The sequence below is a fragment of the Natronincola peptidivorans genome (assembly GCF_900111615.1).
GTDB lineage: Bacteria > Bacillota > Clostridia > Peptostreptococcales > Natronincolaceae > Natronincola_A > Natronincola_A peptidivorans.
Genome location: NZ_FOHU01000006.1, coordinates 53071 through 74228, shown reverse-complemented (window position 1 = coordinate 74228; position 21158 = coordinate 53071). Strand labels below are relative to the sequence as shown.

The 21158-nt window shown below is 39.5% G+C and carries 16 protein-coding genes; 14 read left to right on the top strand and 2 right to left on the bottom strand.

Annotated features, from left to right (window positions below):
- Position 1: 1 nt before the first annotated feature.
- The 14 genes from mfd (at position 2) to spoIIE (ending at position 16673) form a co-directional block, all read left to right on the top strand.
- Positions 2-3526, top strand: coding sequence for a transcription-repair coupling factor (gene mfd / locus BMX10_RS08510; RefSeq protein WP_090442388.1), 3525 nt, complete (start codon positions 2-4; stop codon positions 3524-3526).
- Between the two features lie 31 nt (positions 3527-3557).
- Complete coding sequence (locus tag BMX10_RS08505) at positions 3558-4535, top strand: peptidylprolyl isomerase (protein WP_090442386.1); 978 nt, start codon at positions 3558-3560, stop codon at positions 4533-4535.
- A 221-nt stretch (positions 4536-4756) separates the two neighbouring features.
- A complete protein-coding gene (gene spoVT, locus BMX10_RS08500; RefSeq protein WP_090442383.1) occupies positions 4757-5308 on the top strand; it encodes a stage V sporulation protein T in 552 nt (183 codons plus the stop codon).
- Between the two features lie 292 nt (positions 5309-5600).
- Positions 5601-7202 carry a putative polysaccharide biosynthesis protein gene (locus BMX10_RS08495; protein WP_090442379.1) on the top strand — a complete coding sequence of 534 codons (1602 nt, stop codon included), beginning with the start codon at positions 5601-5603 and terminating at the stop codon, positions 7200-7202.
- Positions 7203-7548: 346 nt separating this feature from the next.
- Positions 7549-9009, top strand: coding sequence for a bifunctional methyltransferase/pyrophosphohydrolase YabN (yabN, locus tag BMX10_RS08485; protein ID WP_090442373.1), 1461 nt, complete (start codon positions 7549-7551; stop codon positions 9007-9009).
- 92 nt (positions 9010-9101) lie between these two features.
- Positions 9102-9380 (top strand): HU family DNA-binding protein, encoded by a 279-nt coding sequence (locus BMX10_RS08480; RefSeq protein ID WP_090442370.1) that lies wholly within the window; start codon positions 9102-9104, stop codon positions 9378-9380.
- Between the two features lie 102 nt (positions 9381-9482).
- Positions 9483-9725 (top strand): RNA-binding S4 domain-containing protein, encoded by a 243-nt coding sequence (locus BMX10_RS08475; RefSeq protein ID WP_090442367.1) that lies wholly within the window; start codon positions 9483-9485, stop codon positions 9723-9725.
- 99 nt (positions 9726-9824) lie between these two features.
- Positions 9825-10820, top strand: coding sequence for a SpoIID/LytB domain-containing protein (locus BMX10_RS08470; protein ID WP_090442364.1), 996 nt, complete (start codon positions 9825-9827; stop codon positions 10818-10820).
- A gap of 295 nt (positions 10821-11115) precedes the next feature.
- Positions 11116-11406 carry a sporulation protein YabP gene (gene yabP / locus BMX10_RS08465; RefSeq protein WP_090442361.1) on the top strand — a complete coding sequence of 97 codons (291 nt, stop codon included), beginning with the start codon at positions 11116-11118 and terminating at the stop codon, positions 11404-11406.
- Between the two features lie 267 nt (positions 11407-11673).
- Entirely contained in the window at positions 11674-12180 is a 507-nt protein-coding gene (gene yabQ / locus BMX10_RS08460; RefSeq protein ID WP_090442359.1) for a spore cortex biosynthesis protein YabQ, read from the top strand.
- Positions 12181-12227: 47 nt separating this feature from the next.
- Entirely contained in the window at positions 12228-12518 is a 291-nt protein-coding gene (locus BMX10_RS08455; protein WP_090442356.1) for an FtsB family cell division protein, read from the top strand.
- 116 nt (positions 12519-12634) lie between these two features.
- Positions 12635-13054 (top strand): S1 RNA-binding domain-containing protein, encoded by a 420-nt coding sequence (locus tag BMX10_RS08450; protein ID WP_090442352.1) that lies wholly within the window; start codon positions 12635-12637, stop codon positions 13052-13054.
- Between the two features lie 83 nt (positions 13055-13137).
- Complete coding sequence (locus BMX10_RS08445) at positions 13138-14046, top strand: Ppx/GppA phosphatase family protein (RefSeq protein WP_090442349.1); 909 nt, start codon at positions 13138-13140, stop codon at positions 14044-14046.
- Positions 14047-14303: 257 nt separating this feature from the next.
- Complete coding sequence (gene spoIIE / locus BMX10_RS08440; protein WP_090442346.1) at positions 14304-16673, top strand: stage II sporulation protein E; 2370 nt, start codon at positions 14304-14306, stop codon at positions 16671-16673.
- Positions 16674-16739: 66 nt separating this feature from the next.
- Here the strand turns inward: spoIIE and BMX10_RS08435 are convergent, their stop codons facing one another.
- Together BMX10_RS08435 and BMX10_RS08430 are read right to left on the bottom strand one after the other, a co-directional pair.
- Positions 16740-18323: a glycoside hydrolase family 26 protein gene (locus BMX10_RS08435; protein ID WP_244272677.1), complete on the bottom strand. Its 1584-nt coding sequence runs from the start codon at positions 18321-18323 to the stop codon at positions 16740-16742.
- Between the two features lie 143 nt (positions 18324-18466).
- Positions 18467-20893 (bottom strand): hypothetical protein, encoded by a 2427-nt coding sequence (locus tag BMX10_RS08430; protein ID WP_090442343.1) that lies wholly within the window; start codon positions 20891-20893, stop codon positions 18467-18469.
- Between the last annotated feature and the right edge of the window lie 265 nt (positions 20894-21158).

The window sequence follows — 21158 nt, the reverse complement described above, 5'->3', positions numbered from 1 at the left end:
GATGGAAAAGAATATATTATTGTCGCCAATGCAGCATTCAATGCAGTATATACAACTGATGCAGGCATTAAAGGAAAAGAAAACACCTATAGGACTATATGGTCTCAATGACTCTCAAAAATCCCATATTACCTATGGTATTTACCAAAGCCTGAAACAACAGGTGTGCATCCTAACCTATAGCGAGTTAGAAGCCCAACAGATTTATCAGGACCTAAAATTTTATCTACAGGAAAAGGTGCTGTTTTTCCCCACCAAGGACATTGTCTTCTATGACATGGAGGCCACCAGCGAAGAAGCAAATGAAGAAAGAATCAAAACCTTGGATAAGCTGCTAGAGGGCGGAGATCAAGTGGTGGTGGCTTCTATAGAGGCACTATTATTAAAGCTGACTCCCTTGGAAATCTATAAAAAGTGCCAAGTGATCTTTAAGCTAGGGGAAAGGGTCAACTTAAACCAAATAACAGAAACCTTTATTATGCAGGGCTATGAGAGAACAGAAAGAGTAGATTCCAAAGGCCAGTTTAGTATCCGGGGAGGGATTATTGATATCTTTCCTCCAGCAGAAGAAAAGCCTTTAAGGGTGGAGCTCTTTGATGACGAAATAGATTCCATTCGATGCTTTGAAGTAGAAACACAAAAATCCATTGAAAAGCTGCAGGAGATAAAAATCTTCCCAGCTACAGAAATCATTATTGAAACAGAAAATCATGGGAAAACCATTTCAAAAATACAACAGGAATTAAAAGGCAGCTTAAGAAAGCTTGAGGCACCAACAGCAGAAAAGCTAAAGAGGAAAATAGCAGAGATAGTAGAAAAACTAGAAAACCAGGGGAATTTTAAAGGGATACAAAAATTTCTGCCCTATATCTATGACAAGGATACCTCCTTGATGGACTATCTACAGCAGGAGGCAGTGATCATTATTGATGAGCCGGATCGAGGTAAGGATAAAATAAAAGGCTTCCATGAAGAATTCCGTGAAAGCTTTAAAACCCTGCTAGAAAGAGGAGAGGTTTTACCAAACCAAATACAGCTTTTGTTCACCTACGAAGAAATAATAAAAACCTTAAAGCAATACAAACTGGTGACCTCCAGCCTTTTACCAAGAAACCATCCAGATTTTCCACCGGAAGAAATCATCAGCTTTACTGCTAGAACTGTACAGACCTTTCAAGGAAAAATTACTCATCTGGTGGAGGAGATCAAAGGCTTAAAGGGAAAAGGCTATACCATCCTTTTGCTGCCCACCACAAAGGAAAAATCCTTAAAATTACTGGAAATCTTAAAGGAAGAAGAGATTCCGGTAAATTATGCTGTAAAGGATACAAACGGACTAGCAGCTAATCAGGTTACCATCCTACAGGGAAATCTTCATCGAGGCTTTGAATACCTAGATATTAAATTTATTGTCATGACGGATTATGAAATCTATGGGGTTCACAAAAAGAAAAAGCAAAAACCCAAAAGAAAGGATGCAGCCCCTATAAAATCCTTTATTGACTTACAGGTAGGGGATCATGTGGTCCACGAAGGCCATGGTATTGGTAAATATGTAGGTATTGAGGAGCTAAAGGTAGACGGAATAAAAAAAGACTACTTAAAAATTCGTTACTCCGGTGAGGATAACCTCTATGTGCCTACAGATCAAATGGATTTAATCCAAAAATATATAGGGGCCGACGATAAAACCCCAAAGCTCAACAAGCTAGGGGGCACAGAATGGGTTAAAGCAAAGGCAAAAGCAAAAAAAGCCATCGAGGATATGGCTCAGCAGCTATTGAAGCTCTATGCAGAAAGAGAAGAGAGCAAAGGCTATAGTTTTTCTGTTGATACCGAATGGCAGAAGCAATTTGAATACCTATTTCCCTATGAAGAAACACCAGACCAATTGAAGGCTATTGAAGAAGTAAAAAAAGACATGGAAAAAGAAAGACCTATGGATAGATTATTGTGCGGTGATGTGGGCTATGGGAAAACGGAGGTAGCCATAAGGGGTGCCTTTAAAGCCGTCATGGATGGAAAGCAGGTGGCTATCTTAGTACCTACCACCATACTAGCGCAACAGCATTACAATAACTTCAAAGAACGATTTTCCGGATTCCCAGTAACAGTAGAAATGCTGAGCCGATTTAGAACCCCAAGTCAGCAAAAACAAACCTTAGAGAATCTACGGACGGGCAATGTAGACATCCTGATAGGAACCCATCGTTTACTTTCCAAGGATGTGGTTTTTAAGGACCTAGGATTTTTAATCGTAGATGAAGAGCAACGATTTGGTGTTAAACATAAAGAAATATTAAAGCAGCTAAAAAAATCTGTAGACGTATTGACTTTAACCGCCACACCCATCCCCAGAACCCTCCATATGTCCATGGTAGGCATAAGGGACATGAGCCTTATAGAGGATCCACCGGAGGAAAGATATCCAGTACAAACCTATGTAGCCGCCTATAACGAGGCTCTGATAGCAGATGCTATGATAAAAGAAATCGCTAGGGGTGGACAGATTTATTATGTCTACAACCGTGTACAGGGAATCCACCAAGTGGCTACAAGGCTAGCTTCCCTAGTGCCTCAGGCTAGGATAGCAGTGGGGCATGGACAAATGAGCGAAAGACAGCTGGAGAAGCTGATGCTGGAATATTACCAGGGAGAGTATGATGTTTTGGTATGTACCACCATTATTGAAACAGGGTTAGACATTGCCAATGTCAATACCATCATCATACAGGATGCCGACAGACTAGGGCTGTCTCAGCTATACCAGCTGCGAGGAAGAGTGGGAAGATCCAACCGTCAAGGCTACGCCTATCTACTCTATGAAAGAGATAAGATTCTCTCGGAGGTGGCAGAGAAAAGACTAAAGGCTATTAAGGAGTTTACTGAATTTGGTTCAGGCTTCAAAATCGCTATGCGGGATTTAGAGATCAGAGGAGCAGGAAACCTTTTAGGCTCAGAACAGCATGGTCATATGGCATCTATAGGCTACGACCTATATGTGAAGCTACTGGGGGAAACCTTAGGAGAGCTAAAGGGGCAAGTGGTAGAAAAATATGAGGATACCATGATGGAGCTAAATGTAGACGCCTATATTGCTGAAAAATATATTGCTAACCAAAGTCATAAAATAGAAATCTATAAAAAGATAGCTTCTATTCGAAACCAAGAGGATATGTATGCTATAGAAGAAGAAATCGAAGACCGCTTTGGGGACTTGCCTGAGAGTGTGAGAAACCTGCTACTGATTTCCTATATAAAAGCAATGGCCAAAAACCTAAAGGTGGAAGCTATTACTCAAAAACAAAGCAATATACGTATCCAGTTTAAGGATGCAACAGTGCTGAAGCCAGAAAACATCGCAGAAGTGATGGAGCAATACCATAGAAAAATAGCCATTCATGGAGGGAATCCTCCCCATTTTGTCTACAAAATACAAAACAAGGATCAATACAGAATCTTGATGGATATAAAAGATATAATAGAAAAAATTAGTGGTTTCAAAAAAACAACAATTCAGATATAATAGATGTAGACTGAATAGGAGTTGATGAATAATGAAGGATATAAAAAACAGAAAAAAAATCATTTTTACGATGACTATACTGTTAATAATAACATTATTTTTTACCGCTTGCTCTAGCTCTACAAAAATGCCAGAGGATGCAGCTGCGGTAGTCAATGGTGCCAGCATAACAACAGCAGAATTCAATAAAACCTTAGCGCTGCAAAGGATGAGCTATGAAGCTCAGTTTGGTCCAGATATCTTTGCAATGGATACAGGAACGGGAATGACACTTTTAGAGTCTGTAAAAAAGAGTGTATTGGACAAACTGGTATTAGATGAAGTCATTCTACAGGAAGCTGAAAAAAATGATATTACCATAACAGAGGAAGAAATAGAAGCGGCATATGAGCCTTATCTAATGTTTAAGAATGAAAATGAAGCCTTTCAACAATTTACTGAGGAAAATGAAATAGACGAGGCCTTTATTAAGCAGCAGATCAGAAAAGATATTTTGATTCATAAATATAGAGATTATTATATAGAAAAGCTAGAGATTTCAGAGGAAGCAGCTAAGGCTTACTATGATGAGAATCCAGACTTTTTTGCAAAAGAGGAAGTACATGCAAGACATATTTTAGTAAGAGCAGGCACAGAAAATGCTGAAGCAAAGGCACAGGAAATCCTAAGTCAAATAGACAATCGCGAAGATTTTATTGCCTTAGCAGATATGTATTTACAAACACAGCAAGAAGGCATTATTGTTGAAGACCTAGGCTATTTTGGTAGAGGAGAGATGGTACCAGAATTTGACGAAGCTGCATTTGCCCTAGAGGCAGGAGAAATCAGCGGGATTGTAGAAACCATGTTTGGTTACCACATTATTTTAGTAAAAGACAACATCAATGAAATAGAAGAATTTGAAGATATAAAAATCTATCTAATCGAGTACTTAAAGGATCAAGACTTCCAAAATCATATTGAAGAATTGATGGAAGAAGCTACAATTGAATTAAGAGAAGAGTTATAAGCAGGGAAAATCCCTGCTTTTTTCTTTGTTTTAAATTAAGTTGATTCTGTCATCCAAAAACACCTTAAAGGATTTAAAATAGTGGAAATTGAAGAAGAATATAGATCTTAAGCAAACAAGTCCTTATTGAAAAGTAAAATAGTTCCAATGAATAAAAAACAAAGATTGGTAAAATACTATGAATACGCTAAAATTTTACTTAAATATAGGAGGGAAACGTATTGAAGGCTACAGGAATAGTAAGACGCATAGATGATTTAGGCAGAGTAGTGATCCCTAAAGAAATAAGAAGAACCCTTAGAATAAGGGAAGGAGACCCTCTTGAGATATTTACAGATAGAGAAGGCGAGGTTATCCTTAAAAAGTACTCACCTATAGGAGAACTTAGTGAATTCGCAACAGAATATGCAGAATCACTACAGGAAGCCTTAGGGCATATTGCAATTATAACCGATAGAGATACAATAATAGCTATAGCAGGTCATTCCAAGAAGGAGTACTTAGAAAAGAGAGTAAGCAAAGGGTTGGAAAGAATGATGGAGGAAAGAGAAACCGCTTTACTAAATGAAGGGGATCAAATGTTGCCAATAGCCTCCGATGAAGGGGATGAAGGAAGCTATACTGCACAAGTAATAGCACCTATCGTTACCCAAGGAGACCCTATAGGTACTGTAATTATTTGCTCTAAAACCAAAGGCTCCAATATGGGAGAGGTTGAGAAAAAAATAGCATCAACTGCAGCCTCTTTTTTGGCAAAACAAATGGAACAATAATAAAAAACTAAGTATAAATAAGGAAAAAAGTAGCTCCAATAGTGGGGCTATTTTTTTGCCCAGAAGTTTGTTATAATACATAAGAAGTCAAGCAGAGCATGGGGTAACATAATCTGTTGCCCTCAGGGTATCTATCTTGACGCAGCCTGGGCTTACATTTGTCAGGTCCAGTGAAGGCAATTAATGAGGGAATGTGAACCAGGGGATACTAAACAGAGAAACAAGTTATAATTTAACCCGTTAAAGGAAAGCATTAAATAGAGACAGGCACTAAACAAGTGGAGGAATCATCATGAAGAAAGATAACTTTTTAAAAGGAGCAGTTATTTTAGGAGCTGCCGGAATGATTGTAAAAGTAATGGGGGCATTTTTCAGAATCCCATTAGGAAATATTATTGAGTCAGAGGGTTTAGGATACTATCAAGTAGGCTATACAGTTTTTAATTTTTTATTAGCCTTTACAGCCGCTGGTTTTCCAACGGCTATTTCCAAGCTGGTATCAGAAAAAAGGGCAAAGGAAGATTATCATGGTGCCCACAAGGTATTTAAAACATCTTTTTACCTGCTGGTAGGATTAGGAGCGGCGGGCTCTATTATCCTGGCACTAATAACCTCCTTCCTAGTAAACAATGTATTTAAAAGTCCAAACGCCTATTATGCAGTCCTAGCACTATCACCAGCAGTATTCTTTGTTGCGGTGCTAGCCTCCTTTAGAGGTTATTTTCAAGGCATGAGGGATATGGTTCCTACAGCTACATCTCAAGTGGTAGAGCAGGCAGCAAGGGTAGTATTTGGGTTATCCCTAGCGATTTTTCTCCTAAGTAGAATGGATGTAACCTATGCCGCCGCTGGAGCCTCCTTTGGTGCTGCCATAGGAGCCGCAGCAGCCTTGGTAATCATGCTCTTTCTTTACAATAAAAAGAAAAGTAGGATTGTTCCAGCAGGGATAAAGGCTGGAGCATTTCAGGAAGAGACATCAAAAGAAATCATCAATAATCTATTAAAAATTGCTATACCTATTGCCATAGGAGCATCTGTAATGCCCCTAATCAATATTTTAGATACCTTTGTAGTACTGAGACGATTACAGGCCATAGGCTTCAGCTATCAAGAAGCCAACAGCCTATACGGACAACTGCAAGGGATGGCCAATACTTTGGTAAACCTGCCACAGGTATTGACCGTTGCATTAGCAGTCAGTATTGTTCCCGTTATATCCGAATCAGTGGCAACCAATGATTGGGAGGCTGTAAGAAATGACGCAAAATCCGCATTAAGAGTAGCCCTATTGATTGGATTACCAGCCTCAACAGGCCTAGCGGTGTTATCTACACCTATCATGACAATGCTTTTTCCTAGAGAGACTGGCAGCATAGGGCAGATACTACTGTTTTTAGCCTTTGCAGTAACCTTTTTAGCACCATTGCAGGCCTTGACAGGAGTACTACAGGGGTTGGGAAAACCTGATGTTCCTGTAAGAAACCTCATGATTGGTGCAGCAGTTAAATTTGTAGTTACCTATATACTAACGGGAATTCCATCATTAAACGTAAAAGGTGCCGCTCTTGGTACCGTCGTTGCTTACCTGGTAGCTTTTATACTAAACTTTCTAGCAGTGAAAAAAGCAACAGAGGTTACCTTTGAAGCTCGACAGTTTATTTTCAAGCCTATCATATCAGTAGCCACTATGGGCTTGGTAGTATATATTTTCTATAGACAGCTCTATCCCTTCCTAGGCAACAGCTTATCCACAGTGATCTCCATCGGTATAGGAGCAGCTGTTTACGGTATCATGCTGCTAAAAACACAAACCATCATCAGAGAAGACTTTGACCTATTGCCGGGAGGCGGCAAGCTTCTAAAGCTGCTAAACAAAACCAAGCTCATAAAATAAGGACAGAAAACCAGGGACAGGGGACGGAGATGCGTCCCTGTTTTTTTAAAATCAGGATTGCAGCAAACTGGTTCAGGACATGGGAATGTGAGGGACCTGGGGACGGGGTGCTGTCCTGACGCCTTTTGGAGGGACTGTACCCTGTCCGAGGCCACTGAAAAAAGCGGAGTCATGGGGACTGGTCATATGTCTTGTTGGCGAAGCCAGCAACCGCAGGGAAGACAGAGGACCTGTCCCCGTGGCGTAGCGAGAGAAGCAACAAAAAATCCTAAACTTAAATGAAATTATTATATCAGTTTAAATATCTAAATAGCTAAAACTAGACCTAAAAAAGGAGTGAAAAAAATTGCCTAAACTAACCATCGTTGGACTTGGACCAGGTGCCAAAGAAGACCTGACCCTTGCCACATTAGCCGCTATGAAGGACCATAAAGAAATATATCTAAGGACAGAAAAGCACCCTGTGGTAGCTTATCTTAAAGAGGAAGGCATCAATTATAAATCCTTTGATGCTATTTATGAAGAAAAAGAAGATTTTCAAGAGGTTTACCACCATATAGCAGATACCCTTATAGAGAAGGCAAAAAAAGAAAATGTATTGTATGCTGTTCCAGGACATCCCTATGTGGCAGAAAACACAGTACAGCTCCTAATAGAGGGCTGTAAGAGAGCGGGAATAGATAAAAAGGTATATCCCGCCATGAGCTTTGTAGATGCCATGTTTATGGCGCTGGAGATCGATCCTATCGATGGCTTTAAACTTTTAGACGGCTTACAGCTAGACAAACAACAACCTGACCCCAGCATTGCAAATATTATTACCCAGGTTTACGACCCTTTTATTGCCTCTGAGGTAAAATTAAGACTGATGGACTATTACCATGATGAGCAGGAGATAATTGTGGCAAAAAACGCTGGAATTCCAACGCTTGAGAGGGTTGAAAGGATGCCGCTGTATATGCTGGACAGATTGGAATGGGTGGATTATCTTACAAGTATTTATATTCCAAGCATTGACATACATCAAAAAAAATACTATAATGTGAATAATTTAGTGGAAATAATGGAAATATTAAGAAGTAAAGAAGGCTGTCCTTGGGATATCAAGCAAACCCACGATAGTCTGAAGCCTTACCTCATCGAAGAAAGCTATGAAGTATTAGAGGCCATCGATCAAAAAGACGATGAGCTGCTAGAAGAAGAACTGGGAGATTTGCTGCTGCAGGTTATTTTTCATTGTCAGATAGCAAAGGAAAGAAACGCATTTGAAATAAAAGATGTTGTACAGGTGCTTTGCGAAAAATTAGTATTTCGACATCCTCATGTTTTCAAAGAGGTGAAGGCTGATACTTCAGATGAGGCAGTAGTAACATGGGAACAACAAAAGCGTCAAGAGAAACAAATTAAGAGTATAGCAAATTCTATGGAGATGATTCCTAAAGAGTTACCAGCACTAATGAAAGCCGAAAAGATTCAAAAAAAAGCAGCAGATGTTGGATTTGACTGGGACAAGCTACAGGATGTTGTCAACAAAGTAACAGAGGAGCTTCAAGAGACCCTTGAGGCCAAGGCAACAGAAGACCCTTTGCAAATCAAAGAAGAGGCAGGAGATTTACTTTTTGCAGTAGTCAATCTAATAAGGTTCTTAAAGGTAAATCCAGAGGATGCCTTAAATACCACTTGCACTAAATTTATTCGTAGATTTCAATACATAGAAGAGAAGGCAGCCAAAGCAAAATTGGATTTAAAAGAAATGACATTAGAAGAAATGGACCTTTTCTGGGAGGAATCCAAGAAAAAAATGTAAAAAATACTGGTAAATTCTTAAAAAAAGAAGGATTTTAAAAACTTACAGAGAATATGCTATACGTACTTAAAAATATGAAGGAGGTATTTTAAGTGAATAAAGCTGAATTAGTTGCAAAAATTGCAGAGAAAAGCCAATTAACCAAAAAGGATGCAGAATTATCATTAAATGCATTCATGGAGAGTGTTGAAGAAGCACTTGTGGGTGGAGACAAGGTTCAATTAGTAGGTTTCGGAACCTTTGATGTAAGAGAAAGAAAGCCAAGACAAGGAAGAAACCCAAGAAACCCAGAGCAAGTAATCGACATCCCAGCTTCTAAAGCACCTGTTTTCAAAGCTGGCAAAACTCTAAAAGAAAAAATTAACGACTAATAAAAATCAGGGATAAACCCTGATTTTTATTTTTCACAAACTAAAACGGTGCCAGGCACCTAACTTATTAACTTATTTAAGGTAAGCAGAAAGGAGAAATAAATGCGCTTAGACAAATACTTAAAAGTAGCAAGAATCATAAAAAGAAGGACCGTCGCCAAAGAAGCCTGCGATAAAGGCAGAGTCTTTGTCAATGGCAGTACAGCAAAAGCAGGAACAGAAGTAGAGATAGGAGATAAGCTGGAAATCCACTTTGGAGATAGACCTCTAAAGGTGGAGGTAACCCAGATCTCAGAACATGTAAAAAAAGAAGAAGCTAAAGAAATGTTCCGTTTAATTGAGTAAAATTTGCATAGGAATTCTTTTCATTTCAAATAATACAAGTAAATAAGCTTGATAAAAGCTTTTTATGAATGAATAAACTTGTATGCGAGGAGGATTCCTATGAGAAGATTAAAAAAATATGGCATATTGCTTCTGGTGGTACTACTAATCATATCCTTAGCCGGCTGCCGAGCGGCAAGACGTCCAGAGGGACCAGAGGGACCACAGGGTACAGTGGAGGATGGTCCTGAAATCCCTGAAGGCATCACCCAAGGTGAAGGACAGGAGCCTAGGCTGACGGTACATATTGTAGAAGAGGGTGAAAACAGAGAAATGGCCTTTGAAGAATATCTACAGGGTGTACTGGCGGGAGAGATGCAAAACGATTGGCCAGAGGAAGCACTACAGGCACAAGCGATTTTGGCCCGAACCTTTGTGATGGAATTCGTAGCCAACCTAGGAGGCTCTAAATACGAAGGAGCACATGTTTCTACAGATATTGAAGAAGCACAGGCCTGGAACTCTGAAGAAATAAATGACAGGATTGTAGAGGCAGTAAATGCCACTAGAGGACAGGTGGCACTTCACAACAATGATTATATAAAAGCATGGTTTCACGCCCATGCAGCAGGACAAACAGCTGGTGCTGTTGAAGGATTAGCCCTAGATGGGGAAGACCCTCCCTATATCCAGCCTGTAGAGTCGCCGGACTCACCAGAGGCACCAGAGGATGATGTCAACTGGAGTGATACTTTTACAAAGCAAGAAATCATGGAAGCAGTACAATCAACAGCAGGTCAAGAAACAGGAGATTTTGATACCATCGAGATAACAGAAACAGGTCCTTCAGGCAGAGCAGTACAGCTGCAAATCGGAGAGGCTACTGTATCAGCCCCAGCCTTTAGATTAGCCTTAGACAGCACAAGAATGAAATCTACTATGCTAGAGAATGTTTCCATTGAAGGAGACCAAGTAACCATGTCCGGCACTGGCTATGGTCATGGTGTAGGCATGAGTCAATGGGGCGCCTATCAAATGGCACAGGATGGAAGCAGTGCAGAGGAGATTGTAAAACACTACTTCAAGGATGTAGAAATCGTAAAGCTTTGGGATTAGAGGGAAACAGAAGAATGAAAAATGAAGAATGAAGAATGAAAAATGAAGAATGAAGAATAGAAAATATAAAAAGTACAGCACCGTTGGGATATGTTCCGTGGTGCTGTTTGCTTTTTAAGGCTGACGGATGAAACGTCCCCGTGGCTGCGTCCCCGTGGCTGATAGCATATTATATAAAAAAGTTATAATATACCCGTTTAATTAATAAACATATAGTAAGTAGCTTTAACTTTTCATTTTACATTTTTCATTTTTGAAAAGCTCAGCTTTTCAAACCTATAAGGCGGGTGATATTTTGGAGGAAAGAAGAAATAATCGGTTGAGAGGGCATAGTGTTATATTAGAAAACAGAGAAAAGCTATCCATATCTGGTGTAGAGCATGTAAACAACTTTAATAGCGAATTGGTTGTAGTAGAAACCATAGCAGGGGTAATCACCATAAAAGGAGAGGATTTAGACGTAAACAAGCTAAATATTGAGGATGGAAACGTAGCTATCAATGGCACTATACATTCCATGACCTACAGCGATAGAGAAAGCTTTTCATCAAAAAGCTCAGGCTTCTTCAGCAAAATGTTTAAATAGCTGCGGAGAGAAACTACTGAAAAACCCAGTACCCTACGTATTTTTATGTATACGGTGACTGGGTTTTATTGCGCCTTGAAGCTGCCCAGCCTTTACCAACATAAGGCATATAAGATTTTTTATCAACCCTCCTGTTATGTTTTACAGCAATTATTGTCACCAAATCAACAGCAGTTGAATATAATAAATAAGAAGCATACTATTTTCTGCTGCATTACAGGGGAATTCATACTATAGCAACAAATAAATAATTAGGCAGGTGAAAAAATGATTCCTATATCGCAAGAAGCCTATATTTTGTTAGCCACCATTTATGGAGGTATATTGATCGGCTTTATTTATGATTTATATAAAATATTTAGAAAGATTTTCAATCCTAAGAAGATAGCTACCTTGATACAGGATTTCCTTTTTTGGCTGATTATCTCTGTCGTGGCTTTTTATGTGTTGATTGTCAGTAACCAAGGAGCTCTACGCTTCTATAACTTTCTAGGTTTTGTCATAGGTGCAGCAACCTACACCTTCTTTTTAAGCGAGATTGTAACCAATGCAATTCTTTTTGTATTGAGAATCCTAAGAAGCTTTTTTCTAGACTTATATCAATTAATAAAATATCCTTTTGTTGTAGGATTATGTCTAATAGAGGTGCCCTATTCCTATTGCAAAAGTAAGACAAAGCCTATATACTATAAAACAAGAAGGTATTTTAAGCTGCCGGGTAGAATTATAAAGAGCAGCAAAAAAAATATAAACAACTATTTCAAGAAAAAGTAGACTGCTAAATCCATCACCACAGAAGAAAATGCAAGGGAGGCAACCACATGCAAAAGAAAAAGAGAACAAACACATCAAAAAGAATATGGATGGGTATTCTCTCTATTGTAGCACTGTATGTTGTTATCACCTTCTATCAGCAGCAACAGGAAATGAAGCAATTATCACAGCAGGAGGAAGCTTATCTACAGCAAATAGAAAGAATTCAGGAGGATATCGATGCGCTGCAGCAGCAGTTAGACAAAAGTGACGATGATGAATACATAGAAAGAATTGCTAGGCAACAGTTAAAGATGATAGGATCAGATGAGATGTTGATCATTGATATAGGGGAGTAAAAAATATTTGTCCCCTCTACTTGAGGGATTACATAGAATCTGATATAATGGAGAAGGTAAATTAATAATATATATTTATATAGCAAATTAATTGCTCAAGGAGGAATATTAATTTTATGCTGGCAGAGGAAGGTAAGATCTTAGAAGGCACAGTATCTGGCATTACAAACTTTGGTGCCTTTATTGATCTGGGAGATGGAAAGACAGGACTAGTACACATTTCAGAGGTTGCCGATGATTATGTGAAAAACATTCATGATTATTTAAAGGATAAGCAGAAGGTGAAAGTAAAAGTACTTTCTATAGGCAAAGACGGAAAAATAAGTCTGTCTATCCGACAAGCAACGGTACAGCCTAAAAAATCTGTAAAACCTGCAGAGGTAGATTGGAGTGTAAAAGATTCTGATTCTGTAAAGCTTTCTTTAGACGACAAACTTAGTAAGTTTATGAAGGAAAGCGAAGAAAAGATGCAGGTGCTGAAGGCGAAAAGTAAGCCTAGCAATCGTAGAGGTAATGGCTTTAGAAATAAGATGTAAAAATAACATATAAAAGCAATAAGCCAGGGGAAAACCACCTGGCTTTTTTATCGCGATAAAGTTCTTAGCAAGGAGGACCATTCATGAAAAAATACGCCGTCATTGATATAGGCACCAACTCTATGCGACTACTATTAGCAGAGGTAGAGGGAGCCTCTATCCTCCACAGAAAAAAAGAAATCAACACCACAAGGATTGGACAATCCGTAGATGCAGGAGGAGCTATCACTCAGGAAGGGATAGAAAAAAACCTTTCTGCCCTTCAGGTATTTGCAGAAAAAGCAAAAGCCTACGGCGCAGAAGCCATCTATGCCATAGCCACCAGTGCTGTCAGGGATGCAAAAAATGGCAAAGCCTTTGTGAAATCAGCCCTTGAGAAAACCGGCATAAAGATAGAAGTCATCACTGGTGAAGAAGAAGCAGAGCTAGGCTTCAAAGGTGTCCTTATGGGAGGCATAGAATCTGCTGCAGAAATCCTGGTAATCGACATCGGCGGCGGCAGCACAGAGTTTATCCTAGGCAGTAGAGGAGGCCTCCAGGAGGTCATTAGTGAAAATGTGGGGGCCGTCAGAATTACAGAACGGATAGGGGAAGAAGAAGACAAGCTGCATAAAGCAGTAGAAGAAATCCTACATAATACTCTCCACAGATTGAAAAACAAAGAAATCCACCAGCTTATCGGCACAGGGGGTACCATCACTACCCTAGCTGCCCTACATCAAGCCCTAGACCCCTATGATACCGACAGAGTCCACAACTACAGTCTTACTATAAAGGACATAGAAGCAATAAAAGATCAGCTGATCAGCCTGACAATAGAAGAAAGAAGAAAACTAAAGGGCATCCACCCCAAAAGAGCAGACATTATTATCGCAGGTGTGATGATTCTCTATGTAGTGATGAAGGCTTTAGACATCACCACCATCACCGTCAGCGAATACGATAACCTTGAGGGAGTATTGTATAATAAGCTGCAATCTACTATTCTATAGAAAAAAAATAATACTTATTCCAAAAAACGTTCCACAGGAAGTACAACCCTTCGGCAAAATAAGAAGCACCTTTCACCCAAAACACAATATATGGTATGTGATATATGTATTACCTACCATATATTTGATTTTTTTTGTCAAAAAGCCCCCGTTGCTTGTCTAAAAGTAATTAGGACCTATCTCCTATTCTTGACAAATCTTTCAGGATTCTTCTGTTAAAATCTCCTTAAAGATGAAAAACAATGGGGGGATAAAACATGGCAGAAAAACCAACAGTATTTCCAATGCAGTTCAACAGAGAAAAAAAATCTGTAATAACATTATTAAACAAAAAAATGATAATCTTAAGTATCGTTGCTTTTTTATTAGGAAGAGCAGGAATCTTACAGGGCCTAACACCTTTTGGAATAGGATATTTTGCGGCACTGAACTATAAAGAGAGAAAATATGCATCCATAGGACTAACAACCGCTATAGGGATCATCACGGCTCAAGGTCTTGGCGGCAGTCTACCCTATGTCATAACCATAGGGATTGTATTTCTATTGTTCCATTATGTAATGAATCTGAGAAAAATGAGCACCCTTAAGGCCGCTTTTATCACGGGCTTTACTTATTTTACAGTAGCCATGCTGGCCTCCAGCTTTGGCACCTTTTATCTCTATGATGTGATGATGATCGCTTTTGAATCCTTGGTCATCTTTGTGACGCTATACATCTCCTCCTATGCCCTACCTATTATTGTAGAAAAGAAAAATAGGAGAATACTATCCACAGAAGAAATCATATGTGTGGCTATCTTGACAGCAGTGGCATTATCAGGGATCAATGAAGTTTTTATCTTTGATCTATCCCTGAGAAACAGCCTAGCGATTTTGCTAACCATCCTATTTGCCTACAATGGAGGTACCGCCATAGGAGCCTCTATAGGAATTACCCTAGGTCTCATCACCAGTATGTCTATGCCAGGAACTCCACCAGTTATCATTGGTATCTTTGGATTCTCAGGATTACTGGCAGGTATTTTTAAGGACATGGGAAAAATCGGCAGCGGCCTTGGATTCTTGATGGGAAATGTTATATTGACCTTTTATATAAGCGGATATTATGAAGTGTTTATACAATTTAGAGAAGTATTTTTCGCCTTTGGCTTATTCTTGTTGCTACCCTCCAGTTGGATACAGCAGCTGGAAAAGTTCTGCAACAACCCTAGAAGTATTGTGTACTCAGATCAGACCCATAGTGAGAGAATGAAAAAACGAACCTTTGAAAGGCTGATGGAATTTTCCACTGTATTTCACCAACTGGCAGGAACCTTTGAAAAAATTTCTGACAAGTACGAGATTTTTGAAAGAGAGGATCTTACCAATCTGATACAAGAGATGGCAAACCATGTCTGCAGCAGCTGTGGTATGAGAAGAAGCTGCTGGGAAAAGAACTTCACCTGTACCTACCAAGCAATGGCAGATGTGATGGTATTGATAGAGACTCGAGAAAATCTTAAGCCGGAGGATTTACCAGAGGAGCTAAAAAGACGCTGTATTCATCCAAAAAAAGTCCTTGAAAAAATGACCCATCTCTATGAGCTAAGCCACCTAGACATGACATGGAAACAGCGGTTTGTAGAGGGAAGGAACCTAGTAGGCCAACAGCTGAAGGGGGTTTCACAGGTTATAGGACAGCTGGCACAGGAGGTAAACGGTAATACCACCTTTGATGTAGAGCTGGAAAATGATTTATACGTAGCCTTAGACAAAGCAGGCTTAACAGCAAAAAATCTTACCGTCACTAAACATCAGGGAGGCTATTTAGAAATCACAGTAGAAAAAAATCCTTGTTACCATAGAGAAAGCTGCAGCAACAGCTTTGCCCCTGTCATATCAGAGGCAGTAGGTATAAAATTTATAAAAAAACCAGGAGCCTGTATCAATAAAAGGGAAGGAGATGGCTGTAGCTTTACCCTAGTAGAAGCCAATCGCTATATCGCCGTCACAAAGGTGGCAAGTCTAACCAAGGAAGGAAATAAATTATCAGGAGATACCCATAGCTTTATGGAGATTATGGAAAATCAGTATCTGATGGCCATCAGTGATGGTATGGGGACGGGAGAAAAAGCCCATCGACAATCCAGCGCCACCATCAGCATGCTGGAAAAAATGATGGAAGCCGGATTTGATAGAGAAGTAGCCATCAAAACCATTAATTCCATGCTGATGCTAAAATCATCAGAGGAAATCTTCTCCAGTCTAGATATGGCCCTGTTGGATTTATGTAAAGGAACCATAGATTTTGTAAAAATAGGATCAGCCCCAAGCTATATAAAGAAAAGCAAAGGAATGGTAGAAGGGATACACTCCTCAACCCTGCCTATTGGCATATTGAGCGATATCCAGTTTAATGAAAGCATGAAAAAAATAGAGGAGGGAGATTTCGTCATCATGGTGTCGGATGGGATTTTAGAGGCCAACAAAGAAGAAGGAGAGGAGTGGCTCCCCAGCTATATAGATACCCTCACCACTAGAAACCCACAAGCCCTAGCAGATAAAATCCTAGAAAAAGCCCTAAGCTACACCAATAACCGAGCAGTAGACGACATGACAGTACTGGTAACCAAAATCATCACCTAACAAAAAACAGGGACAGGGGACGGAGATGCGTCCCCTGTCCCTGTGGCGTAGCGGGGCATAGGCTCATTACTTATAATCCTGAAAACCTTCCCTAAAGGCATCCAGCATAGCATCACTTTCGTCCAGTCGATAGATACGGGCAGGGTTTCTATCACTATCCCAATCAGTACCGCTCCACCAAATGGCTATCTTGATTCTCTCATAGTTCCTCATGTACTGGAACATTTCCTCTATCCATGCGATTTTATCTCCTCCGATAGAGCTGGCACCAAACTCTGTGATCATCAATGGCTGTTGGAATAGGGCAGCATACTCCTGGTAAAGATCATCATAGATCTCTCTAAAGCCTCTCCAAACCTCCCCAGGATAATAGGTTCCTGTATTGTATCCTGTCAAACCAATGATATCTACATATCTATCACCGGGATAATAGGTGAGGTAGTGATTTACCATAAACCCAGGATAAGAAAGGTCGTGGGGGTTCCAAACCCATAGGACATTGTCCACTTTATTTTCTTCAAAAATACCATAAACATATTTCCAAACCTCATTATAGAGGGTGGAATCCTTGGAGGAAAAATAACCAGAATAAGGACACCAATCTCCATTCATTTCATTGTTCAGTCGGAAGAGGATAGGATGCCCATAGGCCTTTATGTCCTGAGCTAAGCGTTGGAAATAGTCCTCATAATCTCCCCTTAATATTTTATAGGTAATACCGGTATTATCTCCTCTAGTATACATGGTTTGCAGAGTAAACAACACAAGCCTGTTGTTTTCATAAGCATTGCTCATGGCCTCCATCGGAAAATCTCCATCAGAGAAATGATGGTAACGAACGATAACATCAAAGTCATAATCCATTCTTTTTTCTAGTGCATGTAAACCAGAAAAGGAAGAAGGAGCTACAGGCTCAAAAATTCCCCATGTTAAAGAAGCATCCGGCGCAAAATAATGCTGATATATTCTTTGGGTTTCTTCATTGATGTTTCTTGGGGTACTATTAAAAACCACATTGTTATGTAAAGATCCCTTTTGTTCAATCAACTGAAAGCTTCTAAAGATCTCCATATACTCCTGTTGATTTTCAAAGGGGGTTGCTGACTTTATGATGATGGTATAAACCTCATGGTTGTTTTTGATAATTTCCGCTGAAGCATAATAAGGCTTGTCATCCTTCACCTTTTCCAAAGGAGGTCTACTCCACTGCAGGATATGCGCATCCATTCCTCTTGCCTTGATATAGGATTGATGCTGCTTAGTATGGTCAAGGGTATTTAATAGAAACCTGTTGCTGTAGTTGATATAAGCCCTAGCAGAATGAACGGTACCAGCAAAATTGTCATAATAAATCTCTATTTCCTTATCATCACTAAAAAACCTAGTTCTTACCTCTGCCAACTTTATATCAAGGTTCATATTGTTCCAAACCTTTAAGGCATAGCCGCCAGAATGGTTATAATACCAATTATGTATTGCATCATGGGCTCTAATTTCCTGAATATTATCCTCTGATGTGAAGGATGCATCCTCCACGATCCTTCCATTTCGAATAAAGGTATTGTAGGTACCAGCACTGACGACACTCATGGTGGATACAAATAATAATAAAAGCATAAGACTGAATATCCATATTCTCTTGAACTGCATTATGATTCCCCCTCCGCTACTGTTGTGATAGTTGATCAATTTATTATAGCATATCTTACCAAAAAATAGACAAAAACAGACAAAATAAGCCATGGAGGAAATATTTACCTCCATGGCTTTATATGAGGAAGAAACGAAATTATCTAATAATCAACGGTTTTCACCAAAATAGAAGAATAAGCTTTATCCACCGCTTCCCCAACAACATCCACCTGCCAGAAGTCAGCAACAACCTTTAAAGCATCCTCAACAAAGACTTCAAACTCTGGTGGATAGCCATCAGCATCACTGATATTTCTCCACTCACTTTCCTGTTGGAAGAAATCTCCCTCCAGCTTTACATCAAAGGTATTGGCATCCTTCTCCCAAATCCTATAGGTGAAACTAAAGGTATTGCCCCCAGCGGTGAATTCTTTATGGTGTCTATTGAGATGTTTTTCCATATCAACCAGTAGATCATAGGAGCGGATACTGCCTTTTTCTATACTGAAACGGAAAACCTGATCATTAAGGTAGGTATCAACCACCCTGCCATTGACGGTGATGCCATCATATAAATCATATATTTCTTCCTTGATCTCCTTGATAAACTCTAGCTTATCATATAGGTCCCATCTATAAAAGCTATCATTGGTACAAGTGATATTTAGATCCACATCCCTACGATTGACTACCACCTCATAGCGGAAGTTTACACCTCTATATCTTCTCAAATAGCGCTCCAGCTCCCTCTCCAGCCTTCTAGCATCTACCCGTTGCGTGGTGGTGGTTTGATTGCCATGCTCTTCAAAATCAAAGGTTAAACGGTCTCTCTCCATCTCAAAGGTGATTAAAGTAAAATCATGATTGCCAAGAGGCTCTGGTCGAATACTGCCGCTAATCCGTGCATTAGGATCATATAATTCTCGAATAGCATCCAGCATACCATCAACCCATCGTTCAATTGTAGAGCTTCTAATACCGTCAAATACAGCATAATCCTCGATTGGATAGGTAATCCTTAAACGATAATTATCACCACTGGAGCGAGTAAGGCGAATATAGGTTTCAATCCCTTCAAAAATCTCGAAATAATCTCGCAAATAAGATTCCATTCTAGAAACAGAAAGGATGCTTCTATAGGGTAGAGAAGAATCAAGCTCTCTTTCCAGCTGTTTTTGCATAATCTCTATTTGTGTCAGCAGCTGCTCTCTCTCCTGCTCCCTTCCCTGCAGCAGTCTATTGCCTACGAGCCTAGAATTTCTGCTGTGGAAATTGTTGTCCATGATCTTCAATACATTTTCCTTAGGAAGATACTCATACACCCAATAAAGTGCATCTCCTAGATCCGTCATAGGCATATAAATCTCATCCTCCAGCATAAAAGGCTCCTTTAGCATCCTAAAGGGTATGCCATCGATCTCCAGCTGTATATTGTTAAACCATGCATTTAGATTTCTACGAACCACAGGGTTTTGCTCCACCAGCTTTATTTCTCTGGTGCTGCTGGCTGTGGAGGTTTCTCTAACCTCATAATCATAAAAATCTACCCTTCTATTCATAAAGTGAAAGCGAAGAACCTCTTCATCCTTGTCGCTGTCAATAATCTTGCCATAGGCATCCAAACGGCCATCAAAGCCCCAGACTTCTCTTTCCAAACGATTCAAGAAATTTCGCCGGGTAGAGCTGCTCCAATCATAAAAATCCTTATCATCAAAATAAACAAGTAAATCAATATCATAACGATTGGTATTTACTTTATATTCAAAGTCTACACCATTATAGGAGGATAGATTTTTTTCCAAACGCTCCACCAGCTTACTGGCATTGATACTGATACGTCGTCGGTCATCATCAGCATAATAATAACTGGAGCTAAAGCGCAGGCGGTCTCCATCCGTTTCAAAGGAGATATAGGTTCGATAGGAGGAAGAACTATCCCTCATATGACCATCGATCCTAGCTCTATCGTCAAAAAGCTCCCTCACCACAAAGAGAATATCCTCCATCCATTCCTCAATGATTCTTCTGGAGAGGCCCTCAAAATCTTCTCTGTCTCTGCTGGGGAAGGTGATATATAAACGATAACGACTATCTCGATAGTTGCGAAAACTAATGTTCATAGAGATGCCATGAAGCTCTCCAAAATAATCCTTTAAGTAAGCCTCCATCTCCTCATCAGAATTGATCACGCGATAAGGTAAGCCTATTCTATCCTCAACAGCTTTATCTTTTTGCTGAAGCTGCCTAGACAAAACATTGATTTCATAATCCCGCTGAAGAAGATTTGCTGCAAAGGATCTAGTGGAAGCATCCTCTAAAATACCTCCAGTGTTGATTTTTACGGTATTCTTAGCTTCATCATATTGGGTATCCAAGTAAAGCAATTGAGACAGGTTTTTGATAGGCACATAAACCTCATCATCATAGACCAAAGGTTCCCGAAACAATCCTAAAGGAGTATTATTGACAGAAACCTGTATATCACTAAACTCTCCTGTGATATTTCTCCTATAGCCCTGACCAAAAGCAGTAGTCGTCATAGACAAGAACAATAGAAAACATAACAAAAGACATATCCTTTTCCTCATTTCGACAGCACTCCCTTTTCTTTTGTCTTAATACTATTATATCGGAGAATTTATGGAAAAACTATAGACTTTTACCACAACATGGCATCTACATATTTTTCATTTATGTTGCAATTATATGGCGTAGCGCTGTATACGGCAAATTTTTCATTTATATTACATTTTTATGGAAAGGCAGGAAACTATAGCTAATACATAGAATAATGGTAAAATATACTATGAAGTATTATGTAAATATAATGGAGAATTTTGCCGATATAAGAAT

What these genes read in the sequence shown, in the direction of transcription:
- mfd (WP_090442388.1), top strand. Translation starts at nt 2, where the DNA reads ATGGAAAAGAATATATTATTGTCGCCAATGCAGCATTCAATGCAGTAT.
- BMX10_RS08505 (WP_090442386.1), top strand. Translation starts at nt 3,558, where the DNA reads ATGAAGGATATAAAAAACAGAAAAAAAATCATTTTTACGATGACTATA.
- BMX10_RS08495 (WP_090442379.1), top strand. Translation starts at nt 5,601, where the DNA reads ATGAAGAAAGATAACTTTTTAAAAGGAGCAGTTATTTTAGGAGCTGCC.
- BMX10_RS08475 (WP_090442367.1), top strand. Translation starts at nt 9,483, where the DNA reads ATGCGCTTAGACAAATACTTAAAAGTAGCAAGAATCATAAAAAGAAGG.
- BMX10_RS08470 (WP_090442364.1), top strand. Translation starts at nt 9,825, where the DNA reads ATGAGAAGATTAAAAAAATATGGCATATTGCTTCTGGTGGTACTACTA.
- yabQ (WP_090442359.1), top strand. Translation starts at nt 11,674, where the DNA reads ATGATTCCTATATCGCAAGAAGCCTATATTTTGTTAGCCACCATTTAT.
- BMX10_RS08455 (WP_090442356.1), top strand. Translation starts at nt 12,228, where the DNA reads ATGCAAAAGAAAAAGAGAACAAACACATCAAAAAGAATATGGATGGGT.
- BMX10_RS08450 (WP_090442352.1), top strand. Translation starts at nt 12,635, where the DNA reads ATGCTGGCAGAGGAAGGTAAGATCTTAGAAGGCACAGTATCTGGCATT.
- BMX10_RS08445 (WP_090442349.1), top strand. Translation starts at nt 13,138, where the DNA reads ATGAAAAAATACGCCGTCATTGATATAGGCACCAACTCTATGCGACTA.
- spoIIE (WP_090442346.1), top strand. Translation starts at nt 14,304, where the DNA reads ATGGCAGAAAAACCAACAGTATTTCCAATGCAGTTCAACAGAGAAAAA.
- BMX10_RS08435 (WP_244272677.1), bottom strand. Translation starts at nt 18,323, where the DNA reads ATGCAGTTCAAGAGAATATGGATATTCAGTCTTATGCTTTTATTATTA.
- BMX10_RS08430 (WP_090442343.1), bottom strand. Translation starts at nt 20,893, where the DNA reads ATGAGGAAAAGGATATGTCTTTTGTTATGTTTTCTATTGTTCTTGTCT.